Genomic DNA, 23,402 nt, shown 5'->3' with positions numbered 1-23,402 from the left:
TAATAACCATTAAAGTATTCATTAGAGGGCTAGCGCTATCATAACACCTGATAGGTTGTCAGCGTTAATTTAGACTACATATGGCTAATGAAAAACACATATATCCTACTTATGAAGACCGAAGCATTCGCTATAGTCAAGGAATTTTAAAATCGCTACAAGGCGACCGACCGCAGATAGTACACTAAGTACATCTAGGGCGGGTAACACCGTAGCGGTTTAAAAGTGCTCCGGCTATACTTAATGACTCGCTACTCAGTCACTCTCAGTTTAACCAAGCGATACTTTAGCCTGCCTGTTGTGACAATACCTCTGTCAGTAATTGCGTATCAAAATCATCTGTTAATACAGCTTGTCCTAATGATTTTAACAAAATCAGACGAATCTGTCCGCTTTTCACTTTTTTGTCATGACCCATAAGATTTAGAGCAACATCGGTGGCGATCGCTGGTGGATTAACGGGCAAGTTGGCCAGTGTCAATACGCGCTTAATACGAGCCACATCATCAAGACTAAGCCAGCCCATTTTTTGCGACAGCTCAGCGGCTTGTACCATGCCAGCAGCAACGGCCTCACCATGCAACCAGTTACCATACCCTTCATGCGTTTCAATCACATGCCCAAAGGTATGACCGAAGTTTAATAACGCGCGTACTCCCGCTTCTCTCTCATCCTGAGCGACGAGATCAGCTTTATATTCACAGCAGCGCTTCACTGCCTCACCAAGTATTGCCAAATCCAGCGCCAACATGGCAGGTAGATTTACTTCAAGCCACTCTAAAAACTCGATATCCATGATTAGAGCATATTTAATCACCTCAGCCAGTCCTGCCGATAGTTCGCGTGCAGGTAAGGTTTGCAGCGTACTCATGTCAGCCAGTACCATTTGTGGCTGCCAAAAAGCGCCAATCATATTTTTTCCTTGGCTGTGATTGATACCTGTTTTGCCACCAACGCTTGAATCAACCTGTGACAGTAGCGTCGTTGGGATTTGGATAAAATTCACCCCACGCATAAAGCTTGCAGCCGCAAAACCAGCCATATCACCAACCACCCCACCACCAAGCGCAATCAAAGTCACGTCGCGATTAAAGTGTTGTGCCATTAGAGCATCATAGATCTGATTGATGCTGGCTTGGTTTTTGTATTGCTCCCCATCTGGCAAACTGCAGACTGCAACAGTATAGGACTTTGCTAATTGCTCTTGCAGCTGCTGCAAATATAGGGGCGCAACCGTCTCATTGGTGACAATCAATACTTGCTGACCACTAATATAAGGCGCAACCTGCTCTGCCATATCACACTGGTCGGTAATAACTATTGGGTAATCATGACTTTGAGTATGAACCGTTAAGCCCTCATTAAACAGTGACGTTGCCATAAAGCATTCCTATGTTGTAATCTCTGCTGTATCACTCAAAAGAGACTTTTTCTAAAAAAAGAAAGCCGTTCATCAGAAAATCTTATCTAAACTTAAAAGTTTTTTAGTGACTGCTGTGCTACATAGTCGATCCACTATAAAATAAATACAGTGTTACTGGGATGAATTTTATGCAGCCTCTGGAGTGACGAAGTCGCACAGCAAGCAAAGAAAATTCATCCCAGTAGCACGCCGTAAAAACTGTACTCTTTTTATTTAGGACTCACTATACGCACCCTTTAACTTGGCTTGGTATCTGACTCTATACACTCACTTGTCGCACTGCTAGGCTTGGTGCTTTTAAGTGCCCAAAATGACTCAAGATGACGCAGTAGCTGACTCACCATATGACGTGGATAAGTGTGCCCAGTCGGCATTATAATATGCGCAACTTCTCGATATAAAGGATCGCGAGTACTGTATAGATTCTGCAAGATTTGCCTAGGGTTTGGCTGCTGCAATAGTGGACGTGACTTATCTTTTGCCGTACGCGCCATTTGTACATCAACAGGCGCATTCAGATACACCACAATACCGCGCTGGTGCAAAAACCTCCGATTGTCAGCGCTCATGACGGCACCGCCGCCAGTTGCAAGGACGATTTGCTTACGCTGAGTCAGCTCATCGATTGCTCGTGTCTCACGCGCACGAAACCCCGCCTCACCTTCTTTGGCAAATATCCAAGCAATGTCAGCACCCGTTTGCGACTCGACATACCAGTCGCTGTCCACAAACTCACGCCCTAACTGCTTAGCAAGCAATCGGCCAATGGTCGTTTTTCCCGCTCCCATCGGCCCGACTAAAAATACCGATGGCAATTCCTCCAACATAGTACTCACTCAGATAAATCAACTATCATACAACGTCATCGATATTCTGGCTAGTAATGAGCGCCGATTATTATGGATAAAATCCAGTCAATCTGTTGTAATGGACAAAATTCACCTATAAAAAAAGCAAGCCTAAAGATATAGGCTTGCTTTTTTGCTATCAATGTCATTAGACGGCTTATTAATCTAAGCGACTGACACCATCGTTAATCAGCTTTGGTGTGACAAAAATGAGTAGCTCTTCTTTGGCATTACTACGTACATCTCTACGGAACGCACGACCGATATAAGGTAAGTCTCCTAAGAAAGGTACCTTATCTACCCCATTAGATGTACGGTTTTTAAACACACCGCCAAGTACGATTGTTTGACCATCTTCTACAATGACGTTAGTAGAGATAGAGTCTTCCGCAATAGCTACCTGATTATTAATGATGGTAGGTGTACCGTTGGTAATCAATAGCTGCAGACCAATTTTGCCATCTGGAGTAATGTTTGGCGTAGCTTCCAAACTCAATGCCGCTTCTTTAAAGCTGGTAGACGTCGCACCACTGGCTGCCGCTTCCTGATAAGGAATCTGCGTACCAGAAGAAACTTTGGCCGTTTGTTTATCCGCTGTCAACACTTTGGGAGTGGAGATGACCTCACCACGGTTATCTGCTTGCAGTGCTGATAACTCAAGATCAAGCATCACATCTGACATGCTGAGCAAACCAAAAGCAATACTGCCCGCTGGATTAGACACTCCTAAGTCGACGTTTAGATTATCAGGACGGCTTATATCGTATGATGGATAGGATACCGTCTGGCCATTGACTGTCGTTGTTTCTACATCGAAGTCTTTTAGATCCCATAGCGTCTGATTACTACCACCCACTAACAGGTTACGGTTGTTGGCCGCACCGTTTGATAAGATACCCCAGCGCACCCCAATCTCTTTACTAAAGCTGTCCGTCGCGCTAACAATCCGCGCTTCAATCATGACTTGGCGCACAGGAATATCGATTTTGCTGATCAGTCTATGAATGTTTTCAATACTATCAGCCACATCTTTAATAATAAGCGTATTGGTACGCTCATCAATCGTGACCGTACCACGGTTGGACAATAAGCTACTATTATCATCTACGCCGCGATTGCCACCTGATGAGCCACTACCTTGAGAGATAAGGTTAAACACATCTGAGGCTTTGGCATAGCTAAGACGAATGTATTCCGTACGTAGTGGCGCAAAGGCTTCGACGGCCTGCTGAGCTTCTAGCTCCTGCGCTTCTTGTTGGGCAAGTTCAACCGAAGGCGCAATCAAAATGACATTGCCATTTTCACGTTTACCTAGGTTTTTACTCTTTAAGATGATATCGAGCGCTTGATCCCAAGGCACATTGATAAGACGCAAGGTAATATTACCAGCCACCGAATCACTAGCCACAATATTCATTTCAGTAAACTGCGCTAAGATATCCAGAACGCTACGAATTTCAACATCTTGAAACTCCATAGACAGCGCTTCACCACTATAGACTTTCTCTTCAAGGGTCGGCTCACGTAATAGCTCAGGTTTGTCGATACTCACGTTAAGCTGATTGCCAGACTGGTAGGCTTGATACTCATAATCACCCGTCATATTGATGGTGATAACCCCATTTTGACCTTGGTTTTTGGTATCGATGCTCTCGACCAGACCACTATTGACATTAAGGCGGCGCAATAGGTTGCGAGGTATGGTACTACCCGTCATACGCACAACCAGCTTATTGCCTTGGCGTTGTACATCAATAGGAATGGCTTCATTGACTAATGCGATACTAATATTGCCGCCGCCATTGCCACCTGCTGAGAAGTTTAATGCGCTCAAACCATCATAGCTGTACTGCTTACTCACTTGCGAAGCGGCAAGCCTAGGATCTAATAAAGGATTAACACGTACAACCATGGTATCAGTAGGCGCTTTTACCTGTACGGTACCCGAATTCGTAACGATAGGCGTGACACCTGCACTACTGGTCTCAACGATAGGCGTGACGATGGCAGTCGTGGTCAACGCTGTATTATCAGCTGCATTCATGTTTGCTCTTGCAGCAACTGGTACTTGCGTGACAGCTGGACTGGTCATCACCACTGGCCGGTTAGGATCCGTGATGGTGAGTAGCAGATCATTGCCATCAACAGCGGTGGTATAGTTACCGCTTTGTTTTAGCCCAACAATCAGACGTGTGGTACTGTCATTACTCAAAGTCGTCACTTCGTTAACCATACCAATATTGTAGTCGTTAAATCGGCTAGCCAGACCATTTTGCACTTGCTCGAAATCTAGAACCAAACGGCTTGGGTTATCAAGCTGATAAGCAGCCGGCAATACTGGAGCACCATTAAAACCTAAGCGCATCTGAGTGACGGCAGGCGCGGTTTGTACCACAGAGATATTATCGATACGCTGGTCAGCATAGGCTGTACTACTGATGGCGACCATACTGACTGCCAATGCAGGTATAGCAAAGCGCGAGGCAGATATGGCGAAAGTAGAGGAAACACGGTTACTCATCGTCATTACCTTGTTATTGCGTACTGTCATTACTTATTCCTCAAAAAATCTGCCAATTTAGTTTATAGGAGAGACCAACGACTGAGGTCTTTCAGTAAACCCTGCGCGGCTGTCTGGCACAATTTCAATCAAATTAATTTGGGTCGGCGTAATCTCAACAATACGGCCGTCGTTTAATCCCATATAGTCACCTACTTTGACACTTGCCACTGAGCCATCTGGGCGCTGGATGAGAGCGTACTGCTGCCCTTCAGGAGATATCAACATACCGCGAAACGTTAGCTGTGATAGCTCATATTGCTCAAGCGGCTCTTTGGTACGAGTAATATCAGGGCGCACACCATCCAAAGGAGTGTCTGAGCCTTGCACACTCACAAGGCTTGGTGGTAAAAACGGACTGCGTAGCATACTTGCGCTATAGACAAAGTCATCTACTAGCTCAGCTTTTGGTGGTGGCTCAATCGGCTGCGAGGGTGAGTTACGAATTTCATTCATCGCCTGTTCTGCCATGCCAATGCGATCAGAGCATCCAGTCAGCGTTAAAGCTGCGATGGCGAGTGTCAGAAGGGCTGGTACTTTAGCACTCATATCAATTACCTCCTTCTGTAGCCGCATCAGTTTCAGCTATTTCTTTTGAACGATAAGTTTTGGTCTGTAGTACTAAGTTCAACTCTGGTAACGTATCTAGAGTCGGTTTCGGATTACTGACCTCAAAATCGTGCATGGTAATAATACGTGGTAAGGCTGCAAGCCCACTAATAAAGCTACCGAACTGATGATACTCACCTATAGCGGCAATACGAATTGGCTGCTCAATGAAAAATTCATTTTCAATCTCAGCTTCAACTGATATGTCTTGAAAACGAATATTACTGCCAACACCTGTCATGTTGATGCCTTCTACCAGTTCTGATACCCGAGTATCTTTTGGCAATTGATCAAGCAAGGTATTGAACTCAACATCCATCTGAGCGACCTGTATTTTATAGGCTTCTAAATGACGGGCGCGCGACTCTTTTTTACGGTAGCTTTCAAGTAAAACCTGCTGTTCGTTTTCTGCAGCTTTGATCTCATCTATCTTGCTACTGATAGGTAGCGCCCAAGATAACGCTGCAATAAAAGCAATAATGAAACCAAATATCGTCACTTTGACTGGTATTGGCCAGCTGCCGTAGTTTTCAGTATCTAAAGATTCAAAGCTACGTCGAAAATCATTAAAATCAAATTGCTTTTTATTGCTTTGTTTGGCGGTTTTTTTGGCCTTGATTAGGCTTTTTTTGCGAGTAAGCTTCACAGTTCACCTCCAGTCTCAGCGCCATCATCAGTATTAGCAGTCTGTGACTGAACCTGTGTGGTGATAACAAACTGCACGTAGCTGTCTTCAGGGTATGTTGGACGTGACTGTTTACCAGTATTGAGTGCAGGCGCGGGTTGGTAGGCACTGATATTTTGTTGAATATTGCGTACTGCAGAATTACCCATCCACTTGCTGGCATCTAAGTTTCGTATCAAGCTTGAAACCACATTGGGATTATCTGCCAGGCCCGTTAAGATAAGCGTATTATCTTCACGCTTTAGATTATTTAAATAAAGCGCAGCGGGCATGGCTTTTGCCAGATCATCCCATAAATGTACTGGAACTGGACGTCGACCTTGTAGATCTTGAATGACTTGCATGCGTGAAACAATATCATCACGGCGTTGCTCTAAGCTATCAATCTCAACAAGCGCAGTATCTAGGCGAGTGTTTTCTTGAGTGATAAGCGCATTTGCATCACGCTGCTCATCAAGCTCATTATTGAAATAGCTCCATGTTGCGAACGCTGTCAATAGTGCCAGCAAGGTCACGGCAGCCACCAAGGTAATAAACTCTTTATTACGGCGTTCGCGCTCTTCTTGCCGCCAAGGCAGTAGGTTAATACGAGCCATTAGTCAAAGCTCCTTAACGCAAGGCCACAAGCGGCCATTAAACTTGCGGCATCAATTGCCAGTTGCTCATTGTCTATGCTGGGATCTATGGTCATGTTGATAAACGGATTTGCGACAGTCACTGGTACGCCCAGCTTCTGCTGCACCATTCCAGGTAGACCTGGAATAGAGCTACTGCCGCCTGCCAGCACCACTTGATCGATACTATTGTACTGACTCGAAGAAAAATAAAACTGCAACGAGCGAGTAATTTGCTGAATGGTGCTTTCCATAAAGGGCGTTAAGATTTCTGTATAATAGTCATCTGGTAGCACGCGCTCACGCTTATTGATTGTCGCCTCTTCAAACGATAAACCATAGCGGTCTTGAATGGCTTGTGTCAGCTGTAATCCACCAAATAATTGCTCACGGCTATAGACAAACTCACCATCTTTCGCGATATATAAAGTCGTCTGATGATGACCAATATCAACGATAGCAACCAACTCAGGCATATTGGGCAAACTGTCTACCATGAGTTCAAACGCACGCTCAATAGCGTGTGATTCGATATCTACTATCTTCGCTTTTAAACCGCCAAAAATTAGTGCATCAACACGCTGATCGACGTTTTCTGAGCGCGATGCTGCCAGCAAAACCTGTACCAGATTATCATCGAGTAAAGAAGGACCGAGGACTTCAAAATCTAGATTGACCTCATCTAAGGGATAAGGAATATATTGATCTGCATCCAAGCGAATTTGAGCTTCTCTTTCCACATCGCTTAGTTTCATATCCATATCAATGATTTTGGTAATAACCGAGGATCCTGAGACTCCCGTCGCTGCATCACCACCTGCCACCTGACAGCGTGTTGCTAAGCGTGCGATAGCAGCACCGACTTCTTCAGTATCGACAATCAGCTTATCGACAACCGCACCTGGCGACAATCCTTCAATGCCATAACATTTCAGATGGAATCTGCCCTGTTGACGTTGTATGTCGACCAGTTTTACTGAGGTAGCAGATATATCCACCCCAACCAAATGTCGCCCTTTAGAAGAAAGTAGCCTCACAAGCGCTTTACCTTATATAAATTGTACATTCTGATATGTTTTTGTAATAATTGAATACAATACGTTACTTAAATGACAGATTCAAGTGTTTATAGAGACTTATGCGGTAAATTACACTTTTAGTATGACCTGCCTGTTTTGTTCGATGTATAATATATTATTTGCTGCGAATTTTAATCGATAAGTCTGACTATGACCCAAAAAAATGCTACTGCTCGTCTCTTACACTTCTTGGTGGGACTGGTTATTGCTTGCCTAGCACTTGCAGTTATCCTTGCATTAACTGTGCCAATCGGCTTTTACGGTATGGCTATGTATTTAGCACCGACTTTGCCCAGTATTCAAGAAATAAAAACTGCCAGTCTCGAGATGCCTTTGCAGATCTATAGCAGTGATGACAAGCTGATAGGTCAGTATGGTAATCGGTTGTCTCTACCGGTTACCTTTGATGAAATCCCTACAGATTTAACCAATGCCTTCTTAGCAGCAGAAGACTCCTCATTTTTTCAGCATACGGGCATTAGTCTCAAAGGTCTTGGGCGCGCTGTCACGGAAGCAGTCACTGATGATGATACGCAAACAGGCGGCTCTACTATTACCATGCAGGTCGCCAAAAACTACTTTTTGAGCTCTGAGCGTACGTTAAACCGTAAGCTGACTGAGCTTTTCGTCGCCCGCAAAATGGAAGACGAACTCAGTAAAAACGAAATCTTGACATTATATGTCAACAAAATATATCTGGGTGAAGGCGCATACGGTATTCGTGCCGCTGCCAAAAAATACTATAGCAAATCTTTAGAAAACCTCACCATTGCTGAGGTAGCCATGCTTGCAGGCCTACCCAAGGCACCTTCGAAGTATAATCCCGTTGCCAACCCAGAGCGCGCACTCACGCGCCGTAATTGGATAATTGGCCGTATGCATGAGCTTGGCTATATCAGCCAAGCGCAATACGATGAAGCGATTGACGCTCCTATCGGACTCAAGCTCTATCAAGAAAAGCTTGATGTAAACATGCCTTATTTGGCAGAAATGACTCGTTATGCACTGGTTAACCGCTATGGTGAACAAGTCGTTAATGGTGGTTGGCGGGTGCGCCTTACTGTTGATAGCGAAGCACAACAAGCCGCTGAATCGGCCGTACTAAAAGGATTGGTTGCATATGATCATCGTCATGGCTGGCGCGGAGCAGAAGCAAATGATGAGCCGCTAGAGAACTTTCGACGCTATGGTGGGATGTATCCAGCCAAGGTCACCAAAGTTAATTCGCGCAGCTTTGAAGCCACCATGCCATCCGGTGAGGACGTTACCGTTAATTGGTCAGGGATGAGTTGGGCACGCAAGTATATCTCCGCCGATCGTATCGGTTACTATCCGAGTAACGCAAGCCAAGTGGTCAGCAAAAACGATATCATTCGCTTAATACCAACCAGCAGCGGTGGTTGGAAGCTGGCACAAATACCTGAGGTTCAAGGCAGCCTAGTCTCCTTAAATCCTGATACAGGGGCTGTAAAAGCACTTGTCGGCGGCTTTGACTTTAATCACAGTAAGTTTAACCGTGCATTGCAAGGCTGGCGCCAACCAGGCTCAATTATTAAACCACTGGTTTATACCGCTGCTCTAGAAAAAGGCTATCGCCCAGACAGTATCATTTCAGATCAACCTATTCAGGTGGGTGACTGGAAACCAAAAAACTCGGATGGACGCTTTTTGGGAGATATTACTCTCCGCCGCGGGCTATACCTCTCACGTAACCTAGTCTCTATTCGCTTATTACAAGCTATTGGCATCTCTGACGCTCGCGATTTGCTAGATCAGTTTGGACTTGATAAAGAAAAGCTACCAACTACCCTGTCGCTAGCGCTTGGTACTGGGCAAGCAACGCCTCTACAAATGGCGACTGCGTATGCAACTTTTGCCAATGGCGGCCACCGCGTACAGCCTTACTTTATACAACAAATATATAATCACGAAAACGAGCTATTATTCCAAGCCAATCCACAACAGGCGTGTGCGCTTTGCTTTAATGAACAAATAGAAGATCTTAATCAACAGCTCATTGAAGATCAAAAAGCGGCAGAAGAGGCTGCTAACGAACTATCAGAACTCACCACTGAAGAGCAAGGCTCAGAAGATGGCGAGGTACAAGATGACACAGCAATCAATTTAACGGTTTACGACGCCAGTCCAGAATCAGATCGTTTAAAAGCACCTTTAGTACAATACTCAACAGCCACCCAAGCGCCGCGTATTTTGACACCACGAGTAGCATATGAGATGGCCGATATCTTGCGCGATGTGGTACAGCGCGGTACAGCAACAAGAGCCAAAGCTCTAGGCCGTAGCGATATCGGCGGTAAAACAGGTACAACCAACGAAGCAAAAGACGCATGGTTTGCAGGGTTTCACCCAACCAACGCGACGGTCGTTTGGATGGGCTTTGATCAGCCATCGACACTAGGGCGCCGCGAGTATGGCGGGGTCGCAGCTTTGCCAGTATGGATTGACTTCATGAGAGCGGATCTAAAAGGCACACCTTATCAGTGGGTGTCGCTCAATAATCGCTCAAAGTCAAAGAAACAAAAGCAGCGTATATTAGGAATGACTGATGACGGTGTTATATCGTCTGATGAAGAAATTATAGACACAGGCACTGCCAAACCAGCCAAGCCAAAAACCCAGCAGCGCAAGCAACCTGAGCCTGAACCAACTGTTGAAGAAGGTGGTAATAACCAACGTAGTAATAACCGTAACACTGCTAATGATAGCGTTCCTCAAAACCCGCTGACAGTGACGCCAGTAGAGCGTATGCCCGTGATGCCAGAGTAAGGCAGGTTTTTCTGCCATCAAATACTGTCTAATGCTGTCCAAATTAAAAAGCTTACTCATTGATCTGAGTAAGCTTTTTTTGATGTATATAACGATTTAATCAGTATAGTCAAGGAATTTTAAAAAGGAATTTTAAAATCGCTACAAGGCGACCGACCGCAGGTAGTACACTAAGTACATCTAGGGCGGGTAACACCGTAGCGGTTTAAAAGTGCTCCGACTATATTTACTAATCACTGCCTATCAACCACATACTCATTGCATAGATTTTCATTATTCCCTCATTGGTTTTTAAAACTCTACCATGCCAGCACGCAGTTGCTCAATCAGCTCTAACAGCTGCTGACGCCATTCACGTATGGTTGCCTCATCAGGCAGCCATTGATTTGACAGCGTGACCACATTAACGATCAAGTCTCTTGGCTCTTTGCCAGTATCGTTCATACCAACGTCTTCACTAATCGGCTGATCTTTTATAACTGCGTATAAGCAGCGCTGATAAGCACGCTCAATATTGGCCAAAAACCCTTGTTGCTGCAACTGTTGCAAACGCTGTATTTCTGGCGATACTTGGGTGCGTGCGCTGAGTTCTTGCTCGATACTCTCTAACGTTGGCACAGTCATATCCAAGCTATAGAACTGCGCAAGCTCTTGCATAAAGGCCAAAAAAGATCCGTATAAATGAAAGATAGCCGTTTCACAATGTGCTTGATACAACTGCTTATCATTGCTACTCCCAGCTGCTTGACAGGCGAGACGGCAAAAATATAGCTTTTGATTGGTTCTATCTGCTTGGTATTTGGCAACGCGACTTTTACCAGCCATGTGCTTATCCTCATATTAAATTAAAGACGATTGTAAATCGGCTTGCTCAGTTTACTATTTTTTTTACAGTATAAGGGTGAGTTTTTATTTTTTACGCGCACAAAAAAGCCAGCAACAAGGCTGGCTTTTTATATCAATACTAAAACGTTATAGAACGTGCTGAAGACTAGCTGTCTTGACTAAGCTCTTGCGCAAAGGCTTCATCAAAACTGGCGAAGTCTTTGCTATCGGTACTAGCAGTCATATCAAAAGCAGCATTGATGTCTTTGTCTTGCAGTTTTTGCTCAGACATATCTTTACGAGCTTTATGATAAGCAAGACCCGTACCAGCAGGGATCAAGCGACCAACAACCACGTTTTCTTTAAGACCACGTAGCTCATCACGCTTACCAGTAACAGCCGCCGCCGTTAGTACACGCGTCGTTTCCTGGAAGGAAGCCGCTGAGATGAAGCTTTCAGTGGCCAGACTGGCTTTAGTGATACCTAGTAATTGACGCTCATACTGTACTGGGAACTTATCTTCTGCAACTAGCTTGTCGTTTTCGGTTTTCAAATCAGCATATTCGATCTGATCACCTTTAAAGTGACTAGAGTCGCCAGCATCAGTGACTTCAACTTTACGCAGCATCTGACGAATGATAACTTCGATGTGCTTATCGTTGATTTTTACCCCTTGCAAGCGGTAAACGTCCTGTACTTCGTTTACGATATAGTCAGCAAGCGCAGTCTCACCTTTTAAGCGTAAGATATCGTGCGGGTTTTGTGGACCGTCAGCGATAATCTCACCGCGTGCTACTGTCTCGTTTTCAAAGACGTTGATCTGACGCCATTTCGGGATCAGCTCTTCATGCACTTCGCCATCTTCATTGGTAATGATAAAGCGGTTTTTGCCTTTAGTCTCTTTACCGAAACTAACGACACCTGTCATCTCTGCCATGATGGCATGATCTTTCGGACGACGGGCTTCAAACAAGTCAGCAACACGTGGTAGACCACCGGTAATATCTTTGGTACCTGACGTTGCTTGTGGTACACGACCTAGGATCGAACCTGCCGCTACTTTTTCGCCATCGCTAACACGAATGATGGTTTCGGCTGGTAAGAAGTAAACCACTTCTTTGCCTTCGTCAGTATTCAAGATAATCGCTGGACGTAAATCTTTAGCTGAGCTTGAACGATCACGTGTCGCTAGAATTTCAAACGAGCTCATACCAGTGGCGTCGTCCACTTTAACTGTCGCTGTCGAGCCATCAATGATATCACTGAAGCGTGCTGTACCCGCAAATTCTGTGATAATTGGATGCGTGTGCGGATCCCATTTTGCGATGGTTTGACCACCTTCGACCTGCTCTTCGTTCTTAACCAATACGCTTGAACCATAAGGAACTTTATAGCGCTCACGCTCACGGCCTAGCTCATCCGTTAACGCAATTTCAGCTGAGCGCGATACAATAACTAAATGGCCATCGATGTGCTCAACAGTCTTCATGTTCTCAAAATGCGCTTGACCGGCATTACGTACAGAGATGCTGTTGTCCACAGACGCTGAGCTTGCCGCCCCGCCCACGTGGAAAGTACGCATCGTAAGCTGTGTGCCTGGCTCACCGATAGACTGAGCAGCCATAACACCGACTGATTCACCGATATTGACTTTATGACCACGAGCAAGGTCACGGCCATAGCACTGTGAACAAACACCATGTGCAACATCACAAGTAATGACTGAGCGTACCCAAATATCATCGATTGCATTGTCATCAAGAATCTCGACCCAATGCTCATCGATCAAGGTACCTGCTGGCACCAATACTTTTGAATCATCATCATTATAGGTCACATCACGAGCAGTGACACGGCCAAGCACTAGCTCACCAAGCCTTTCGATGATCTCGCCACCTTGAATATGCGGTGTCATGAGCAAGCCTTGCTCAGTACCACAGTCTTCGGTAGTAATAACCAAATCTTGTGCCACGTCAACCAAGCGACGAGTCAGGTAACCAGAGTTAGCGGTTTTCAATGCCGTATCTGCTAGACCTTTACGCGCACCGTGAGTAGAGATAAAGTACTGTAGTACCGTCAGACCTTCACGGAAGTTGGCTTTAATCGGCGTCTCAATGATCGAGCCATCCGGCTTTGCCATCAAACCACGCATACCAGCAAGCTGACGAATCTGTGCCGCACTACCACGAGCACCAGAGTCTGACATGATGAAGATAGAGTTAAAGGACTTCTGCTCTTCCTCGACACCTTCAGCATTCATGATTTTGTCAGTGGCCAAGTTATCCATCATCGCTTTAGCGACTTTGTCATTGGTACGTGACCAAATATCGACAACTTTGTTATAACGCTCACCAGCAGTCACAAAACCTTGCTCAAATTGATCTTCAATTTCGCGTACTTCGCCTTCTGCAGTTTCGATGATCTGTACTTTGCTTGGCGGAATGACCATGTCATCAATACCAATAGACACACCAGATAATGTTGCTTGGGCAAAACCAAGATACATCAATTGGTCAGCAAACATAACACTGTCTTTGACACCCATTTTACGGTAGCACGAGTTAATCAGCTTTGAGATGTTTTTCTTCGTCATCTCCTGATTACACTCATCAAACACCATACCTTTTGGCATAATATTCCAGATCAGCAAACGCCCAGCAACCGTATCTTTTAGGTTGGTTTCTTTGGTGCGATTGCCTTCTTCATCGATATGAGTCTCGGTCACACGTACTTTAATTCTGGCGTTTACATGCAAGTCATTCGAACCAATAGCACGCAATGCTTCATTGACTGAAGCAAACACCATGCCCTCACCTTTTGCATTCACCGATGAGCGGCTGATGTAGTACAAGCCCAATACAACGTCTTGTGATGGTACGATGATTGGATCACCGTTCGCAGGTGACAAGATGTTGTTGGTAGACATCATTAGCGCACGTGATTCAAGCTGAGCTTCCAAGGTTAATGGCACGTGTACCGCCATTTGGTCGCCATCAAAGTCAGCGTTAAACGCGGTACAGACCAATGGATGCAACTGAATCGCTTTACCTTCAATTAATACTGGCTCAAACGCTTGTAGACCCAATCTGTGCAGTGTTGGTGCACGGTTAAGGAGCACTGGATGCTCACGAATAACCATGGCTAGCATATCCCACACTTGTGGCTCTTCACGCTCAACCATCTTTTTGGCGGCTTTGATCGTCGTTGCCAAACCATGTGATAATAGTTTGTTATAAGTAAATGGCTTGAATAGCTCTAGCGCCATTTTCTTTGGCAGACCACACTGATGCAAGCGTAGCGTTGGACCCACTACGATGACCGAACGACCAGAGTAGTCAACACGCTTACCAAGTAAGTTTTGACGGAAACGACCTTGCTTACCTTTGATCATATCTGCCAAAGATTTAAGTGGACGTTTATTACTACCAGTGATAGCACGACCGCGACGACCGTTGTCTAGCAAAGCATCTACTGACTCTTGTAGCATACGCTTTTCGTTACGTACGATGATGTCAGGGGCGCTAAGCTCAAGCAAACGCTTGAGACGGTTGTTACGGTTGATGACGCGGCGATAGAGATCGTTTAGATCTGAAGTCGCAAAACGTCCACCTTCTAGTGGTACTAATGGGCGCAAGTCTGGTGGTAGGACTGGTAAGATGTTCATCACCATCCATTCAGGCTTGTTATGCGAGTCACGGAACGCTTCTAATAGCTTAAGACGCTTAGACATCTTTTTAAGCTTAGTCTCAGAACCGGTTTGCGGAATCGCTTCACGTAATTCATCAATCTCAAGATCTAGATCGATGTCTTTTAGTAGATCTTGAACGGCTTCAGCGCCCATCTTGGCAACGAACTCATCACCAAATTCTTCAAGCGCACGAAAGTAATCTTCATCATCAAGCAACTGATAGCGCTCTAAGCTAGTTAAACCAGGCTCAGTGACGATGTAACTTTCAAAATATAACACACGCTCAATGTCACGTAGCGTCATATCTAGCAATAAACCAATACGGCTTGGTAATGATTTTAAGAACCAAATATGGGCAACAGGGCTGGCTAGGTCAATATGACCCATGCGATCACGACGCACCTTGGCAGTGGTGACTTCAACACCACATTTTTCACAGATGACGCCTTGGAACTTACGGCGCTTATACTTACCACACAGACATTCGAAGTCTTTTACTGGGCCAAAGATTTTGGCACAAAACAGACCGTCACGCTCAGGCTTAAACGTGCGATAGTTAATGGTTTCAGGCTTTTTAACTTCACCATGTGACCATGATTTAATCACGTCTGGTGAAGCCAGTGTAATTTGGATACTATCAAATTCACGGTTACCGCTAGCGGTAGGGCTTTGCATGATATCGAGTAAATCTTTCAAGTTGCTTCTCCGTTATCTTTATAATCATCTGGCCGCGTTATACCACGTTAGGTAACGTCATATAGCAAGATGAATGAAGGCAATGAATAGGGTTGAGATAAATGACTAAAAGCAGCAGCAATGAACATGCTGCTTTTAGCGTGACGCCTAAGTTTAAAACATTAATTTTTAAGCTTAGTGGGTCTCTTTTAACTCAATATTAAGACCTAGTGATTTGATTTCTTTGGTCAGTACGTTAAACGATTCAGGCATACCTGGATCCATGTACTGCTCACCATCAACGATGTTCTTATACATACGCGTACGGCCTTCAACATCATCCGACTTCACGGTTAACATCTCTTGCAAGGTATAAGCGGCACCGTAGGCCTCTAATGCCCACACTTCCATCTCACCGAAGCGCTGACCACCGAACTGAGCTTTACCACCTAGTGGCTGCTGAGTAACCAGTGAGTAAGAACCTGTTGAGCGTGCATGCATCTTGTCATCAACCAAGTGGTTAAGCTTGAGCATGTACATATAACCAACAGTCACTTTACGATCAAACTTTTGACCCGTACGACCATCATACAATGTCTGCTGACCATCTCTGTCTAAGCCAGCTAGCTCAAGCAAATCTTTCACTTGATGCTCATGTGCACCGTCGAATACTGCCGTACCCATCGGAACGCCTTCACGTAGGTTACCCGCAAGCGCCATGATATCGTCGTCAGACAGGCTATCAAGATCAACTTGTTCACCACCAACTTTGTTATAGATTTGGTCTAAGAAATCACGCAAATCTTTGATTGCCGCTTGCGCTTTGAGCATACCGTCAATCTTCTCACCTAAGCCTTTTGCTGCCATCCCTAAATGCGTCTCGAGTACCTGACCGATGTTCATACGCGACGGGACACCAAGCGGGTTTAGGACGATGTCAACGGTATTGCCATGCTCATCGTAAGGCATGTCTTCAACTGGCATGATACGTGATACCACCCCTTTGTTACCATGACGACCAGCCATCTTATCACCAGGCTGAATACGGCGCTTAACCGCTAAGTAAACCTTAACGATTTTTTGTACGCCATGCTGCAAATCATCGCCCGCCGTCAATTTACGTTTTTTCTCAGCGAACTTGGTATCGATGTCTTTTTGCTTATCGACCAAGTACTCTGCGATTTGCGTCAAACGCTCAGAGATTTCTTCCTCAACTGGCTGAATATCAAGTAAAGTCTCAAGACTCATGTCTTTCATATCAGCAGCTTTCATGACAGTACCAGCTTTTAGACCTGAACCACCACTGATTTTTTGGCCGTCAAGCAAAGTGCTGATACGACCACGTGCCGCTTCTTCAAAGATACGTAGCTCTTCTTTTAAATCTTTGCGATAGCTATCAAGCTGCGACTTTTCAATGGCGCGAGCACGGGCGTCTTTTTCGACACCATCACGAGTAAAGACCTGTACGTCAATGACCGTACCCTTACTTGATGTTGGCACACGCAATGACGTGTCTTTCACATCAGCCGCTTTTTCACCAAAGATGGCACGTAGCAGTTTTTCTTCTGGCGTAAGCTGGGTCTCACCTTTTGGCGTGACCTTACCCACTAAGATATCGCCCGCGTCAACTTCTGCACCGATATAGACGATACCAGCCTCATCAAGGCTTGATAATGCTGCTTCACCAACGTTAGGAATATCAGCTGTAATCTCTTCCGTACCTAACTTGGTATCACGTGCAACACAAGTCAGTTCTTGAATATGAATCGTGGTGAAACGATCTTCTTTCACGACTTTTTCAGAAAGCAAGATTGAGTCTTCGAAGTTGTAACCATTCCACGGCATAAAGGCGATACGGATGTTCTGACCTAGTGCTAGCTCACCTAGATCCGTTGAAGGACCGTCAGCCAAGATATCACCTGGGGCTATCTCATCGCCTTGGTTGACGATAATACGCTGGTTGATACAAGTGTTTTGGTTTGAGCGTGTGTATTTGATCAAGTTATAGATATCAATACCTGCTTCACCAGCAGTCATCTCATCTTCATTGACACGTACTACGATACGCGACGCATCAACGTCTTCAATCACACCGCCACGTTTAGCAATCACACAAACACCAGAATCACGTGCAACGTGACGCTCCATACCTGTACCCACTAACGGCTTATCAGCACGCAGTGTTGGAACGGCCTGACGCTGCATGTTCGAGCCCATCAAGGCACGGTTAGCATCATCATGCTCTAGAAACGGAATAAGACCTGCAGCTACCGATACAACCTGACTTGGCGACACATCCATATGCGTCACTTTTTCTGGCGGCATACGTACAAACTCACCATAGCTACGCACACTGACCATCTCGTCACTGAGCGCTCCATCTTCAGTCATTGGCGAGTCAGCCTGTGCAATCACAGTACCGACCTCTTCAATCGCTGAGAGATATTCAATATGGTCAGTCACTTTACCATCAACCACACGGCGATAAGGGGTTTCTAAGAAACCAAAGCTGTTGGTTTTAGCAAAGGTGGCTAATGAGTTGATCAAGCCAATGTTTGGACCTTCAGGGGTCTCAATTGGACAAACGCGACCATAATGGGTGTCATGGACGTCACGTACTTCAAAGCCTGCACGCTCACGGGTCAAACCACCTGGCCCCAATGCTGATACACGGCGCTTATGCGTCACTTCAGATAATGGGTTGTTCTGATCCATAAACTGTGACAACTGGCTTGAACCAAAGAATTCTTTGACCGCCGCAGCGACAGGTTTTGAGTTAATCAAATCCTGCGGTGACAAGTTATCAGACTCAGCTGAGCTTAGACGCTCTTTCACCGCACGCTCAACACGTACTAAACCGACGCGGAACTGGTTCTCTGCCATCTCGCCCACTGAACGAATACGGCGGTTACCTAAATGGTCAATATCATCAACTTCGCCGCGACCGTTACGGATCTCGATCAGCTCTTTTAATACATTGACGATATCGTCGTTGTTTAAGACACTGCGCTCACGCTGGATATCAGGATCGTCGGTATCTACAAAATCAAGACCAAGACGGCGGTTGAACTTCATACGACCGACATTAGATAAATCATAACGATCAGCGTTAAAGAACATGCTTTCAAACAGCTTCTCAGCGGTCTCAACCGTTGGTGGCTCACCTGGGCGCATCACTTTATAGATTTCGATCAAGGCTTCTTCACGACTTGAAGTGCTATCAGCACGTAGCGTATCAGCGATATAACTACCTTGGTCGATATCGTTGGTAAACAGTATGCTGAACTCTTTGATAGACTCGCTGGCCTCAAACGCGCTCAACTTGACCAATAGCTCATGATCAATAGGCGTATTAGCATGAGCGATAACTTCGTCATTAACGATGATATCTTCTGCTAAGATACGCTCATATAAGTATTCATCAGGTACAGCGATACGCGTCATACCCGCTTCTTCGATCTGACGGATACGGCGGGCATTAATACGTTTGCCCTGCTCAACCAGTACATCACCTTCAGGTGATACGATATCGAACTGTGCCATTTCACCGCGCAAACGATCGGGTACCAAATCAATCTCGAACTGCTCTTCACCCTTGTAAACCGCAACTTTATCAAAGAAAGTCTCTAAGATTTCGGCAGTGGTCAAACCCAACGCACGTAGGATGATAGACGCCAATAGCTTACGACGACGGTCAATACGCGCAAAAACCAAGTCTTTGGCATCGAATTCAAAATCAAGCCATGAACCACGGTATGGGATAATACGAGCGTTATAAAGTACTTTACCGCTTGAATGTGACTTGCCTTTATCATGGTCAAAGAACACACCAGGTGAGCGATGTAGCTGTGATACGATTACGCGCTCAGTACCGTTAATAATAAAGGTACCGTTATCGGTCATCAGTGGCATCTCGCCCATATAGACGCTTTGCTCACGAATGTCTTTGATCGCCGCTTTACTGTCTTTATCTTTGCTGTCTTTATCTTTGATAATTAAGCGAATTTTGACACGCATCGGTGCAGCAAAGGTTGATCCACGTAAAATACATTCACGCTCATCAAACTCAGGCGTACCTAAGTAATATTCAACGAATTGCAACTCAGCATTACCAGAGTGACTCTCAATTGGGAAAATAGAGGAATACGCAGCTTGCAAACCAGTATTCTCACGAGCTTTTGGCTTTTTGTGCTCTTGCAAAAATTGCTCGTAAGAATCTACTTGGATAGACAGTAAATAGGGAATGTCCATCACAGTGGGCAATTCAGCAAAACTTTTGCGAATACGCTTTTTTTCAGTATAAGAATATGCCATCGAGAGTCCTTACAGTAGACGTGAAAACAAATTGAAAGCGTAACCAGCGTGCATCAAATCAATACCATCTGTATAAACATTGTGCAAACTTGGCGACGAAAACGATAATAAAAGAAACGGTGATGCTCAGTTAATGACTGCTTAATAATTTAATAAACTGTGCATACGTAACACACAACATTGACTTTACACTAATATCTAAATACCACTATATGACAGCTATTACTCTATATTTCAATAACATACGGATTTAATAACCGTAATATTAAGTTTTTGCAATTTTATATAAGTAATGTCGTCACTGATATCTACCGTCGATAAGCTTACGAACTGACAGTAGAGCTATGCTAAAATAATTAAGATCCAAACAAATCAGGTTAAATAAAACGTTATTGCTAATAGGAAGTATACAGACACAAAAAAATGCCAAACATCTCAGGACGTTTAGCCTAAATTAACTGATTTCAAAAACTGGCGTGTTTGCGTGCATGTATATAGTGTGTCCTTTTGATGGGTATCCACCGTTGATGCATACGTATGTTGGCAGACACAAAAGGTCAAGCTGACAATTATAATAAAAAAAAGCTGGTAATGCAAGGCATTACCAGCTTTTTTAGCACAGCGTTAAACTTATTTTAGTTCAACAGTTGCACCAGCTTCTTCAAGCTTCTTCTTCAACTCTTCAGCTTCTGCTTTAGGAGCGGCTTCTTTGATTGGAGCTGGAGCGCTTTCAACCAAGTCTTTCGCTTCTTTTAGACCAAGGCCAGTCGCTTCACGTACTGCTTTAATGACTGCAACTTTCTTCTCGCCAAAGCTGGCAAGAACAACGTCAAACTCATCTTTTTCTTCAGCAGCAGGACCAGCAGCAGCGGCAGCAGGTGCAGCAGCAGCAACAGCAGCTGTTACGCCGAATTTTTCTTCCATGTCGCTGATTAGCTCAACGATATCCATTACTGACATTTCAGCGATTGCGTTTAACACATCTTCTTTAGATAGTGCCATGAGAACTCTCCGTTATCTGATAATATTTAATTGATTTTAATATCGCTTTGACTGCTTGCCAAATTTTCAAATAGTGTTGACAATAAAATACAGACTGCGATGTTAAAGTTACGTTAAAACAAGCAATTAAGCAGCTTCTTTTGCGTCTTTGACTGCTGCTACAGTGCGAACGAACTTGCCAGGAACTGCGTTCATAGTCTGGACAAGCTTGGTCACTGGTGCATTCATAGTAGCCATCAAGATAGAGATTGCTTCGTCGCGAGTTGGAAGCTTCGCTACACGCTCTAATTCTTCAGGGCCAAATAATTCACCACCGACTGATACCAATTTGGTCTCAAGGGCTTTGTTATCTTTACTAAAGTCAAAAATGACTCGAGCAGCAGATCCCAAATCTTCCATAGAGAAAGCCAAAAGTAATGGACCAGTCATACTGTCTGACATGCACTCAAAACTAGTGCCTTCAAAAGCGCGTTTTGCTAGGGTGTTTTTTACCACTTTCAAAACGACGCCTTTTTCACGGGCTTGTTCGCGCAGCTGAGTAAGCTTTGCAACACCAATACCGTGATAATCGGCAGCTACTGCTGAGTAAGCATTAGCAGCAACTTCAGACACTTCAGCCACAACTTGTTGTTTTTGTTCTAGCGTTAATGCCATAAGTTGACTCCTTTAATCTAATCAATCTCGATAAAGCTAAGATTGACTTGATACGACACGTTATCTATAAATCCTACAAACATAGAACCTATCAATAACGACTGATTACGGCACCGTTATCAGAATGACGTTGAGAAATAGGTTGGTATGAATACCGCTCTATCAACTCATATCAAAATGGGTGGGTCACCGTCTGCGTAGGACAATTAAGATTTTCATCTGTCATCGATTAACAAAACCAGCTTAATACTATTAAAAACAACTCCGAGAAGTTGTAAACAATCTTATTAAACTGCTTTCTACCTACGGTCTTAGACAGCATAGCGGTTGCTACGCTGACCTAATTCTTTAAAATTCGTTTGTGCTTTTATTTAAAATATTTAAACAAGTTGCACTTATTAGCCATCAATAGCTGATTTTTTATTTAGCAAGGCGATATGGAACAGGATCAAGTGTTAGACCTGGGCCCATCGTGCTAGATAATGTCATCTTCTTGATATAAATACCTTTAGAAGTAGCAGGCTTCGCACGCTTTAGATCTGCGACTAGTGCTTGAGCGTTTTGTGCTACTTGCTCAGCAGTAAAGCCAACTTGACCGATAGTGGCATGGATAATACCTGCTTTGTCAACACGATACTGTGCTTGACCAGCTTTTGCGTTAGTAACGGCTTCAGCAACGTTAGGCGTTACTGTACCAACTTTTGGGTTAGGCATTAGACCACGTGGGCCTAGAATAGTACCTAACTGACCAACAACACGCATAGCGTCTGGTGCAGCGATGACAACGTCAAAATCCATGTTACCAGCTTTGATCTCTTCTGCTAGATCTTCAAAACCAACGATGTCTGCACCAGCTTCTTTTGCAGCTTCAGCAGCAGCGCCTTGAGCAAATACAGCAACGCGTTTGGTTTTACCAGTACCAGCAGGTAGATTGGTAGCGCCACGAACCACTTGATCAGATTTACGTGGGTCAACGCCCAAGTTTATCGCGATATCAATAGACTCTTTGAACTTTAGAGGTGGCAAATCATTTAGGATTTGCACTGCTTCTTCAAGCGTGTACTGTTTTTCGTGCTCAATACGGCTTTGAATTTCTTTTTGACGTTTGGTTAGCTTAGACATTATACACCCTCCACGGTAATACCCATTGAACGAGCGGTACCAGCAATGGTACGGACAGCAGCATCAAGATCAGCTGCAGTTAAGTCTGCATCTTTAGTCTTAACGATCTCTTCAAGTTGAGCGCGATCTACTTTACCGACTTTAGCAGTATTTGGTTCGCCTGAACCTTTAGCAATACCAGCAGCTTTGCGTAGCAAAAACGCAGCTGGTGGTGACTTCATGATGAAGGTAAATGACTTATCGCTATAGACAGTGATCTCAGTAGGGATCGGCAAACCTGGCTCTTGATTTGCAGTTGCAGCGTTAAATTCTTTACAGAACGCCATGATGTTCACGCCTTTTTGACCCAATGCTGGACCAATCGGTGGTGAAGGGTTTGCTTTGCCTGCAGGCACTTGTAGTTTGATGTAACCATCAATCTTCTTAGCCATGATACTCTCCTAAATGGGTGATAGCGCCAAATCAAGATTGTATATTCATACAGTGTTGATTAACGGCTCCCCTGTTGATGAAATTT

At 44.6% G+C, this 23,402-nt stretch carries 15 protein-coding genes; 1 reads left to right on the top strand and 14 read right to left on the bottom strand.

The window, feature by feature from the left end; translation table 11 throughout:
* Positions 1 to 286 precede the first annotated feature (286 nt).
* From aroB to JMY01_RS00930, 7 genes are all read right to left on the bottom strand, one after another.
* A complete protein-coding gene (aroB, locus tag JMY01_RS00960) occupies positions 287 to 1,381 on the bottom strand; it encodes a 3-dehydroquinate synthase (RefSeq protein ID WP_201573676.1) in 1,095 nt (364 codons plus the stop codon).
* A 278-nt stretch (positions 1,382 to 1,659) separates the two neighbouring features.
* Positions 1,660 to 2,250, bottom strand: coding sequence for a shikimate kinase AroK (aroK, locus tag JMY01_RS00955; RefSeq protein WP_201577010.1), 591 nt, complete (start codon positions 2,248 to 2,250; stop codon positions 1,660 to 1,662).
* Between the two features lie 181 nt (positions 2,251 to 2,431).
* On the bottom strand, positions 2,432 to 4,822 hold the full coding sequence (gene pilQ / locus JMY01_RS00950; protein WP_201573674.1) for a type IV pilus secretin PilQ: 2,391 nt from the start codon (positions 4,820 to 4,822) through the stop codon (positions 2,432 to 2,434).
* A gap of 27 nt (positions 4,823 to 4,849) precedes the next feature.
* Positions 4,850 to 5,380, bottom strand: coding sequence for a pilus assembly protein PilP (locus JMY01_RS00945; protein ID WP_201573672.1), 531 nt, complete (start codon positions 5,378 to 5,380; stop codon positions 4,850 to 4,852).
* 1 nt (position 5,381) lies between these two features.
* The gene (locus tag JMY01_RS00940; protein ID WP_201573670.1) at positions 5,382 to 6,086 is read right to left on the bottom strand and encodes a type 4a pilus biogenesis protein PilO; all 705 of its coding nucleotides are present in this window, start codon (positions 6,084 to 6,086) and stop codon (positions 5,382 to 5,384) included.
* Entirely contained in the window at positions 6,083 to 6,721 is a 639-nt protein-coding gene (locus JMY01_RS00935; RefSeq protein ID WP_201573668.1) for a PilN domain-containing protein, read from the bottom strand. The genes JMY01_RS00940 and JMY01_RS00935 overlap by 4 nt, the downstream gene beginning before the upstream one ends.
* Complete coding sequence (locus tag JMY01_RS00930; protein ID WP_201573666.1) at positions 6,721 to 7,776, bottom strand: pilus assembly protein PilM; 1,056 nt, start codon at positions 7,774 to 7,776, stop codon at positions 6,721 to 6,723. Before JMY01_RS00930 ends, JMY01_RS00935 begins: the two co-directional genes overlap by 1 nt.
* 192 nt (positions 7,777 to 7,968) lie before the next feature.
* Here JMY01_RS00930 and JMY01_RS00925 point away from each other — a divergent pair, with 192 nt between their 5' ends.
* Positions 7,969 to 10,605 carry a penicillin-binding protein 1A gene (locus JMY01_RS00925; RefSeq protein ID WP_201573664.1) on the top strand — a complete coding sequence of 879 codons (2,637 nt, stop codon included), beginning with the start codon at positions 7,969 to 7,971 and terminating at the stop codon, positions 10,603 to 10,605.
* A gap of 291 nt (positions 10,606 to 10,896) precedes the next feature.
* On the opposite strand, the gene JMY01_RS00920 is transcribed toward JMY01_RS00925, so the two are convergent.
* The 7 genes from JMY01_RS00920 to rplK form a co-directional block, all read right to left on the bottom strand.
* A complete protein-coding gene (locus JMY01_RS00920; protein ID WP_201573662.1) occupies positions 10,897 to 11,430 on the bottom strand; it encodes a DUF6586 family protein in 534 nt (177 codons plus the stop codon).
* 166 nt (positions 11,431 to 11,596) lie between these two features.
* Entirely contained in the window at positions 11,597 to 15,814 is a 4,218-nt protein-coding gene (gene rpoC, locus JMY01_RS00915; RefSeq protein WP_201573659.1) for a DNA-directed RNA polymerase subunit beta', read from the bottom strand.
* Positions 15,815 to 15,988: 174 nt separating this feature from the next.
* Complete coding sequence (rpoB, locus tag JMY01_RS00910) at positions 15,989 to 20,107, bottom strand: DNA-directed RNA polymerase subunit beta (RefSeq protein WP_201573657.1); 4,119 nt, start codon at positions 20,105 to 20,107, stop codon at positions 15,989 to 15,991.
* Positions 20,108 to 20,737: 630 nt separating this feature from the next.
* Positions 20,738 to 21,109, bottom strand: a complete 372-nt coding sequence (gene rplL, locus JMY01_RS00905; RefSeq protein WP_201573656.1) for a 50S ribosomal protein L7/L12 — start codon at positions 21,107 to 21,109, stop codon at positions 20,738 to 20,740.
* Between the two features lie 126 nt (positions 21,110 to 21,235).
* Entirely contained in the window at positions 21,236 to 21,763 is a 528-nt protein-coding gene (rplJ, locus tag JMY01_RS00900; RefSeq protein ID WP_201573655.1) for a 50S ribosomal protein L10, read from the bottom strand.
* A gap of 420 nt (positions 21,764 to 22,183) precedes the next feature.
* Positions 22,184 to 22,885, bottom strand: a complete 702-nt coding sequence (gene rplA, locus JMY01_RS00895) for a 50S ribosomal protein L1 (protein WP_201573654.1) — start codon at positions 22,883 to 22,885, stop codon at positions 22,184 to 22,186.
* Positions 22,885 to 23,316, bottom strand: a complete 432-nt coding sequence (rplK, locus tag JMY01_RS00890) for a 50S ribosomal protein L11 (RefSeq protein WP_201573653.1) — start codon at positions 23,314 to 23,316, stop codon at positions 22,885 to 22,887. The genes rplA and rplK overlap by 1 nt, the downstream gene beginning before the upstream one ends.
* Between the last annotated feature and the right edge of the window lie 86 nt (positions 23,317 to 23,402).

It is taken from the genome of Psychrobacter sp. H8-1 (genome assembly GCF_904846575.1).
Classification (GTDB): domain Bacteria; phylum Pseudomonadota; class Gammaproteobacteria; order Pseudomonadales; family Moraxellaceae; genus Psychrobacter; species Psychrobacter fulvigenes.
This window is presented reverse-complemented; position numbering and strand designations above follow the sequence as displayed.

Coding starts and splice junctions, on each gene's coding strand:
- rplK (WP_201573653.1), bottom strand. CDS start 23,316: ATGGCTAAGAAGATTGATGGTTACATCAAACTACAAGTGCCTGCAGGC.
- JMY01_RS00935 (WP_201573668.1), bottom strand. CDS start 6,721: ATGGCTCGTATTAACCTACTGCCTTGGCGGCAAGAAGAGCGCGAACGC.
- rplA (WP_201573654.1), bottom strand. CDS start 22,885: ATGTCTAAGCTAACCAAACGTCAAAAAGAAATTCAAAGCCGTATTGAG.
- aroK (WP_201577010.1), bottom strand. CDS start 2,250: ATGTTGGAGGAATTGCCATCGGTATTTTTAGTCGGGCCGATGGGAGCG.
- aroB (WP_201573676.1), bottom strand. CDS start 1,381: ATGGCAACGTCACTGTTTAATGAGGGCTTAACGGTTCATACTCAAAGT.
- JMY01_RS00925 (WP_201573664.1), top strand. CDS start 7,969: ATGACCCAAAAAAATGCTACTGCTCGTCTCTTACACTTCTTGGTGGGA.
- JMY01_RS00920 (WP_201573662.1), bottom strand. CDS start 11,430: ATGGCTGGTAAAAGTCGCGTTGCCAAATACCAAGCAGATAGAACCAAT.
- rplL (WP_201573656.1), bottom strand. CDS start 21,109: ATGGCACTATCTAAAGAAGATGTGTTAAACGCAATCGCTGAAATGTCA.
- JMY01_RS00945 (WP_201573672.1), bottom strand. CDS start 5,380: ATGAGTGCTAAAGTACCAGCCCTTCTGACACTCGCCATCGCAGCTTTA.
- pilQ (WP_201573674.1), bottom strand. CDS start 4,822: ATGACAGTACGCAATAACAAGGTAATGACGATGAGTAACCGTGTTTCC.
- rpoB (WP_201573657.1), bottom strand. CDS start 20,107: ATGGCATATTCTTATACTGAAAAAAAGCGTATTCGCAAAAGTTTTGCT.
- rplJ (WP_201573655.1), bottom strand. CDS start 21,763: ATGGCATTAACGCTAGAACAAAAACAACAAGTTGTGGCTGAAGTGTCT.